Raw genomic sequence first — 8066 nt, 5'->3', positions numbered from 1 at the left:
GAAAAGCTTTTTTTGTCGCCATAACCGCCGCTGCTAAAACTGCTTTTCTCGTCGCCGGATGGGCGGCCGGTATAAGGTTTATTGCGCGGAGTAAAGCTTTTTTTATCGCCGGATGATGCTCCGCCCGAAAAACTGCTGCGGCTCTCTTTATCACCATACGGTTTCCTGTCTGACGTTGGGCCAGAACGCTTGTCGCCAGATGGCGCGCTATCGTATCTTTTTTTAGGAGCCGGACGGTCTGAATTATTATCTGATTTTCCGCGGGAAGAAGAGAAGGATTTTTTTGAATTATCACCACCCTTTTGTGCCCTGTTTGATGATCTGCCAGCCTGGCCGTCGCGGTTGTTATCTGGTCGTTTAAATACCATATTTTTTTGTTTTGCGCTTTCGCAGCGTGAGGGGCAAATGTACGCTTTTTTGCCGGTTATTGTTGGGTTTTTTCAAGTTTTTTACCCGGTTCAAAAACCGCCTTTACGCTACTTTAAACCCTGATTTTCAAACTATTTTTAAATAATCAAAACACTAAGGCCATGTTAAGTGTTTGACAGTCTGACTAATATAACGTACCTTTGTTTAACATTTTACCTAATGTATATTTAATGGAGATAAAAAAAATGATCAAAAAACACTTAATTACGTGCTCCGTAATCCTGGTGCTGGCCATCATTTTTAAGCTTAACATTTGCAGTACAGAAACAACAAAAACAACAGTAAAAAACACTACAAATACACATCATGTATCACGGTATATTTATGCCGTTAATGATGCTGCAAATGAGTATAGCTTCGCTGATGAGGCCATCCCGCAAAATGATGAGAAAGTGAATCGGAAGATGCGGGTAATTATGAAAAAGCACGACTATCACAACATCCAATCCAATATTTTGCAACTTAAGGCTGATAGATGGTTCCCCATCATTGAGCCTATATTAAAGCAATTTGGCATCCCTAATGACTTTAAATACCTGCCGCTTGTCGAGTCGGGCTTAAAAGAAGGGACTTCGCCCAAAGGGGCCGCCGGGTTATGGCAGTTTATGCCGGGTACCGCGCGTACTTACGGTTTAAAGGTTGGTAAGGGTAAAGATGAACGGATGAACATACGTAAATCAACCATTGCCGCGTGTAAGTATATTAAAGAGCTGCATGACGAGTTTCACAACTGGACATTAACGGCCGCGGCCTATAACAATGGGTCCATCAAACTGGCTAAAGCTATGCGGGCGCAAAAGAAAGTTAATTACTTCCGTATGCACCTTAACAGCGAAACAGGCAACTATGTGTATAACCTCATAGCGATGAAAGAAATTATTGACAGGCCCGGCAAGTACGGCTATCCGCCGGTTTACGCTTACGAACCATTGTCGCAAATGCTGGCCTATAATTAGCAAAAAAATTTACGGAGCACTTACAGTCCGGCTTGCCTAAATGGCAGGGCCGGACTTTTTTTTGCATATATTTGCAGATTATTAATGAGTGAATTATTGAATTATTGAATTAGTGATTTCCTATCGCGATTTAAACCATTTCATTAATTTTTATGTTATTCATTCAACTATTTCAACCACAGGATTACTGATCAGTAAATTATTTATATTGAACACCCTGTTCAATCGCTAATTCACTAATTCAATAATTCGCTAATTAAAAATATGAATAACAAACCCCTTGATCTGGGCGAGCAGAGTGAAGTTGAAGTTTACGGAGCCCGGGTACATAACTTAAAAAATATTGATGTTTCTTTTCCGCGTAATAAGCTGGTTGTTATAACCGGGCTGAGTGGCAGTGGTAAATCGTCGTTAGCATTTGATACTATTTATGCCGAGGGGCAGCGTCGTTATATGGAAACATTTTCGGCCTACTCGCGCCAGTTTATGGGCGGCGTGGAGCGCCCGGATGTTGACAAGGTTTCGGGTTTGAGCCCGGTTATTGCCATCGAGCAAAAAACCACCAGCAAAAATCCACGGTCAACCGTTGGCACTATTACCGAGATATATGATTTTATGCGTTTGCTTTTTGCACGTACCGGCGAGGCTTACTCGTACGTAAGTGGCGAAAAAATGGAGCGCATGAGCGAGGACCAAATACTAAAGACCATTTTTGAGCGCTTTGACGGGCAACCGGTAAATATACTGGCACCCGTGGTAAAAGCACGCAAGGGCCATTACCGCGAACTGTTTGAGCAGATACGCAAGCAAGGCTACCTAAAGGTGTATGTTGATGGCTCCATTATGGATGTTGAGCCCAAAATGCAGGTTGACCGTTACAAGATACATGATATTGATATTGTGGTTGACCGTTTGATGGTTAGCGATAAGGATAGCAAACGTTTATACACTTCTATACAGGCCGCGTTAAAAATTGCCAAAGGCATCATCCGCATAGCGGATAAGGATAACAATGTAGCTTATTTCAGCAAATACTTGATGGATCCGGTTTCGGGCATATCGTATGACGAGCCACAGCCTAACACGTTCTCGTTCAACTCGCCTTATGGCGCTTGCGAAAAGTGCAATGGTCTGGGCTATATTTTTGAAATAGACGAGGCATCGGTTATACCGAATCCTAAACTAAGCATACTAAATGGTGGGCTTGCGCCTTTAGGCGAGTACCGAGAAACCTGGATGTTCCAGGTATTGAAAGCATTGGCTAAAAAGTACGAGTTCTCGTTGTCTGTCCCTATTGAAAAGTTGGACAAAGAGCATTTAGATATTATACTGAATGGCAGTAATGAAATGCTAACCGTAGCGGTTGAGTATAATAAATGGAACGTACAAAGCTACCAGATAAGTTTTGACGGCATTATCCGTATGCTGGAAGAGCAGCAGGAACGCCGTGGCGAAGAAGGCATGGACGATATGGAAAACTATCGTGTGCTGCGTACCTGCCCGGTTTGTGAGGGTGCAAGACTGAAAAAGGAATCATTACACTTTAAGGTTGATAACAAAAATATTTTTGAGTTGGCCTGCATGGATATTAACGAGCTGCAATGCTGGTTTGATAATTTGGAGGACAGGCTTACTGAACGCCAAAACGTTATAGCCAAAGAGATATTAAAAGAGATACGCGCACGTATTGTTTTTTTGCTGGATGTGGGGTTGAGTTACTTAACGCTTGACCGTACAGCCAAAACCCTGTCGGGTGGCGAAGCGCAGCGCATACGGCTGGCTACCCAAATAGGCTCGCAATTAATGAACGTAATGTACATTTTAGATGAGCCCAGTATTGGCCTGCACCAACGCGACAACGAACGCCTGATAAACGCCTTAAAAAACCTGCGCGATCTGGGTAACACTGTACTGGTAGTTGAGCATGATAAGGACATGATACTGGAGGCCGACTATGTAATTGATATGGGCCCGGCTGCAGGTGTACATGGCGGCGAGGTGGTAGCCGAAGGTACACCTGCCGAATTAATGACCAGGCATACCCTTACCACATCCTACATCAATGGTGAGCGCGAAATTACTATCCCTAAAACACGCAGGGAAGGTAACGGCAAAACATTGAGCCTTAAAAAAGCTACCGGGCATAATTTAAAAAATGTATCGATCGAGTTTCCGTTGGGTAAGTTGATAGGCATTACCGGGGTATCCGGCAGTGGCAAGTCAAGTTTAGTTACCGAAACTTTATACCCTATACTTAACCATCATTTTTTCCGTGCTAAAAAACAACCCCTGCCTTATGGCAAAATTGAAGGGCTGGAAAATATTGATAAGGTAATAGAGATAGATCAAACGCCTATAGGTCGTACACCACGATCAAACCCGGCCACGTATACCGGGGTGTTTTCGGATATCCGCAACCTGTATGTGGCCCTGCCCGAATCAAGAATACGGGGCTATAAACCCGGCCGTTTCTCGTTCAACGTAAAAGGCGGCCGTTGCGAAACCTGCAAAGGCGCGGGTTTACGGGTTATTGAAATGAACTTTTTGCCGGATGTACAAGTGCCCTGCGAAGAATGCGGCGGCAGGCGTTATAACCGCGAAACTTTAGAGGTGCGCTATAAAGGCAAATCAATAAACGATGTGCTGGATATGAGCATTGAGGATGCGGTGCCATTTTTTGAGCATATACCATCTATCTACCGCAAAATAAAAACATTGTTTGATGTGGGTTTGGGCTATATCCGTTTGGGGCAGGCATCAACCACCCTGTCAGGTGGCGAAGCGCAGCGGGTTAAATTGGCCACTGAGTTATCTAAAAAAGATACCGGCAACACTTTTTATATACTGGACGAGCCAACAACCGGCCTTCATTTTGAAGATATTAATGTATTGCTGGGCGTATTATATCAATTGGTTGATAAAGGCAATACCGTACTGGTAATTGAGCATAACCTTGATGTAATAAAAGTAGTTGACCATGTGATAGATCTAGGCCCCGAAGGTGGATCAGGCGGTGGGAATATTCTTTTTGCTGGTACTCCCGAAGGGTTGTGTAAGGTTAAAAACAGCTTTACCGGGCAGTTTTTAAAAAAAGAGATGGGACTGTAAAAACAAAGATCTGTTTTTATTGTACGTATAGCTTATAATAATCATAACGAAACTTTCCTGTTTGCATGTTACAGCATACATGGTCTTTTTTGTAACATTGCATAAAAATTCTGCTAATTGACAGCTGCCACAAAAAAAACACTTTCTATTCTTTTTAAAGCCGCGTTGCTGGTTTTAGCTTTCACGTTCATATATCATCAGTATTTAGAAAAAGGGAGCAGCCTCAAGCAGTTTGAAGAAATTGTGAGCAATCTTAACCACACCCATGTAATTATTATTATGGCGGTTGTGGTTATGTTAATGCTGCTTAACTGGCTAACTGAATGCTTAAAATGGCAATATGTTACACGCAAACTGCTGCCTATATCATTATGGGAAGCTGTTGAAGGCGTTTTTTGTGGATTAAGCCTGGCCATATTCACACCCAACCGCATCGGCGAATATGGCGGCCGTGTAATGTTTTTACCTCCCCGTAAACGTATTCATGGTGTTTTTGCTATGGCAGTTGGTTCATTTGGCCAAAATGTAATTACCAATATATTGGGGTCGGCAGCTTCTCTCTGGTTTGTTTTTACGTTTGAACATTTTACATTTTTGCCACTTTTTATCTTATCCATATCAACCCTTGTGTTTATAAGTGTTTTCCTGGTGTTGTATTTTAATATTAAATGGCTGGTTTGGCTGCTTAATAAAATATCGTTCCTAAAAAAATATCACCGTTTTTTTGATGTTATGGGCAGGTATAAGTTTAATGAATTGGTTAAGATCATGTGCTTTAGCCTTACCCGTTTTTTTATATTTTCTTTCCAATATTACCTCGTAATACACTTGCTTATACCGGCCATACCTTTTTTTGATGTTATACTGCTGGTTTTTATTGTTCTCTTTATTCAGTCTGCCCTGCCCTCGCTCGATCTGATTGATGTAGCTGTGCGCAGCACAGTAGCCGCCACTGTTTTTGCCTATATCACTGATCAGCAAATTGCGGTAATTGCGGCTTTTAGCTCTATATGGCTTATTAATTTAATTATTCCCGCTATTTTAGGCTCGGCATTCATTTTTAAACTCAACTTCTTTGGTGGAAATTTATAGTATAATATGTTTATCGCTCACCGGGCTATACCTGGCGGTAATAGTTTATCTTATAGTAGGATGGATAAAATTAAAGCGCCCCACTATTAAAACAGCCAACTTTACTACAAAAGTAACCGTAATAATTGCTGCTCGCAATGAAGCAGAGCGTATTCACTATACCATTGAGGATATACTGGCGCAGGATTATCCGAAACATTTAACCGAAGTTATTATAGTTGATGACCACTCAACCGACCTTACTGCCGAAATTATAAGCAGCTACGCTCATCGTGGTATAAAATTACTGGAGTTAAACGAGGCGAGGCCGCTAAACTCGTATAAAAAGAAGGCAATAGCCCGGGCCATAGGTATTTCAACAGGAGATTTAATGGTAGCCACTGATGCTGATTGCCGCATGGGTAAGCAATGGTTATCATCAATAGTGGGTTATTATGAAGCCGAACAACCGGTTATGATATCATCACCTGTCTGTTTTTTTGAGGATCGCACAGTCTTCGAAAAAATGCAGTCGCTTGAATTTTCATTTTTAATAGGCATTGGCGGTGCTTTTATTGGGCATAACAAGGCATCAACCTGCAATGGTGCAAACCTGGCCTACCGCAAAGATGTTTTTTACGAGGTAGGGGGATTTACCGGTATTGATGATCTGGCATCGGGCGATGATGAATTACTACTGCAAAAAGTCGCGCTTAAATACCCCGGCAAAATTGGTTTTTTAAAATTAAGGGAAGCCATAGTTTATACCCACGCTAAACATAATTTAAAAGAGTTTTTACAGCAACGCAGGCGCTGGGCATCAAAATCAACAAAGTATAAGGACAAAAAAATAGTGGCGTTGGCTGTTGGTATGTGGCTTTTTAATATATCACTTATATTAAATGTATTGCTGGGTGTATTTTACAACCATTATTTCTTAAAATTATTTTTATGCCAATTTGTATTAAAAACAGCGTTTGAAGTAGGCTTTTTGCTCCCGGTAACTTTATTTTTTAAACGGACAGGCTTGCTTTTATTACTGTCCATCCTATCGCCGTTACACAGTATTTACCTGACTTATATTGGCTTTATAGGTAATACTAAAAAATATATCTGGAAGGGGCGTTTGGTTAAATAATTGCCATAATAACCGCTTTAGCGATGTACGTATTGATACTTGTTTGCAAAAAGGCGATATTTAGCCAAAAGCAAACCGCTGTTAATTGGCTGATATTACTACCTCAAAACGTACCTGGAACATATTTAAGCGCAATAAGCTGGCTGTTGCTGCAACCGTATTTATTGTATTTGCCATTATTGTTGCGTTGCTGGGCTATTTAATAATGCCCGATGATACGCCACAAGCCAATAACATGGCTATACAACTAAGCATTAAAAAGCCGGGCTCCAGGTACACTATGCTTAATATACGTAAGCCCGAACACGTTGATACCGTTAATATATTTACTAAAATGCTTTTTGGGCAGCCGTCTTTTTTTCGTGAGGTGCCTATTACGGGGTATCACTTTTTAAAAGATACTATTTATGCAGATGAATATATTGGGGATGAGGATATCCCCGAGCACAAGGCCTATAATATTTTTGAGGTAGCTACCGGAATAAAACCCCTTTACCTGGGCACAACAGTAAGGTTAAATGGTTTAATGCTGTCAAACAATCAGGCTACTTATACCCGGTTTAAAAACCAGATCGTCTCAGATCAAATTAAGCATAAAATTTTTTTATTAGGATCGGATATTTACGGACGCGATATGCTGAGCCGGCTCATATTAGGCGCGCGTATATCATTGGCGGTGGGGTTAATGGCCGTTATAATAAGTTTGTTGCTGGGTGTAACCATTGGCGCAATTGCAGGTTATTTTGGCGGATGGATAGATGCTGCCCTTAGCTGGGTAATGAATATTTTATGGGCGCTACCCGCCCTTTTACTGGTTATTGCCATATCATTTGCGTTAGGTAAAGGGTTATGGCAAATATTTATAGCCGTGGGCCTGTCTATGTGGGTTGAAGTTGGCAGGCTGGTACGCGGACAGGTTATGGCCTTAAAGCAGGCCGAATATATTGAAGCTGCCCGCTCATTGGGTTTTACTAACAAGCGTATTATCATTCGGCATATCCTCCCTAATATTGTAGGCCCCATATTGGTGCTGGCCTCATCAAATTTTGCATCGGCTATATTGTTAGAGGCCGGGTTAAGTTTTTTAGGATTTGGCGCGCAGCCCCCCATGCCTACCTGGGGCAGCATGATAAAGGAGCATTATGGGTATATTATCATGAATTCGGCTTATCTGGCTATTATGCCCGGTTTGGCAATAATGTTAATGGTATATGCTTTTAACCTGATAACTATCGGACTAAGAGACGCCTTTGATATAAAATCGCAAACTACCCGCATTTAAAATATATTTTTTCTATTTTAGGCACTTCCGTTAAAGCTACATGCAAAGTTTAGATCCTACCTCTGACGAAGACGAATTAATC

5 protein-coding genes and 1 pseudogene are annotated in these 8066 nt (G+C 41.5%); 5 read left to right on the top strand and 1 reads right to left on the bottom strand.

From position 1 onward, the window contains the following. Positions 1 to 368, bottom strand: a pseudogene (locus ABI367_RS05915) (hypothetical protein); the annotation flags it as partial. Between the two features lie 246 nt (positions 369 to 614). On the opposite strand from ABI367_RS05915, the gene ABI367_RS05910 reads away from it, so the two are divergent. The 5 genes from ABI367_RS05910 (at position 615) to ABI367_RS05890 (ending at position 7984) form a co-directional block, all read left to right on the top strand. Next, positions 615 to 1385 (top strand): lytic transglycosylase domain-containing protein, encoded by a 771-nt coding sequence (locus ABI367_RS05910; RefSeq protein WP_462258042.1) that lies wholly within the window; start codon positions 615 to 617, stop codon positions 1383 to 1385. A gap of 264 nt (positions 1386 to 1649) precedes the next feature. Beyond that, positions 1650 to 4493, top strand: coding sequence for an excinuclease ABC subunit UvrA (uvrA, locus tag ABI367_RS05905; RefSeq protein ID WP_462227812.1), 2844 nt, complete (start codon positions 1650 to 1652; stop codon positions 4491 to 4493). A gap of 117 nt (positions 4494 to 4610) precedes the next feature. Beyond that, complete coding sequence (locus ABI367_RS05900; protein WP_462227811.1) at positions 4611 to 5585, top strand: hypothetical protein; 975 nt, start codon at positions 4611 to 4613, stop codon at positions 5583 to 5585. Further along, positions 5572 to 6702, top strand: coding sequence for a glycosyltransferase (locus tag ABI367_RS05895; RefSeq protein WP_462227814.1), 1131 nt, complete (start codon positions 5572 to 5574; stop codon positions 6700 to 6702). Before ABI367_RS05900 ends, ABI367_RS05895 begins: the two co-directional genes overlap by 14 nt. 85 nt (positions 6703 to 6787) lie before the next feature. Then, complete coding sequence (locus ABI367_RS05890; protein WP_462227810.1) at positions 6788 to 7984, top strand: ABC transporter permease; 1197 nt, start codon at positions 6788 to 6790, stop codon at positions 7982 to 7984. The last annotated feature ends 82 nt before the right edge of the window (positions 7985 to 8066 follow it).

The sequence above is a fragment of the Mucilaginibacter sp. genome (assembly GCF_039935595.1).
Lineage (GTDB): Bacteria > Bacteroidota > Bacteroidia > Sphingobacteriales > Sphingobacteriaceae > Mucilaginibacter.
The sequence above is the reverse complement of the archived record's forward strand: the minus strand, read 5'-3'. Positions and strand labels throughout refer to the sequence as shown.

Bases quoted from the DNA above. Each gene is read 5' to 3' on its own strand.
- ABI367_RS05910 (WP_462258042.1), top strand. From the start codon at position 615: ATGATCAAAAAACACTTAATTACGTGCTCCGTAATCCTGGTGCTGGCC.
- uvrA (WP_462227812.1), top strand. From the start codon at position 1,650: ATGAATAACAAACCCCTTGATCTGGGCGAGCAGAGTGAAGTTGAAGTT.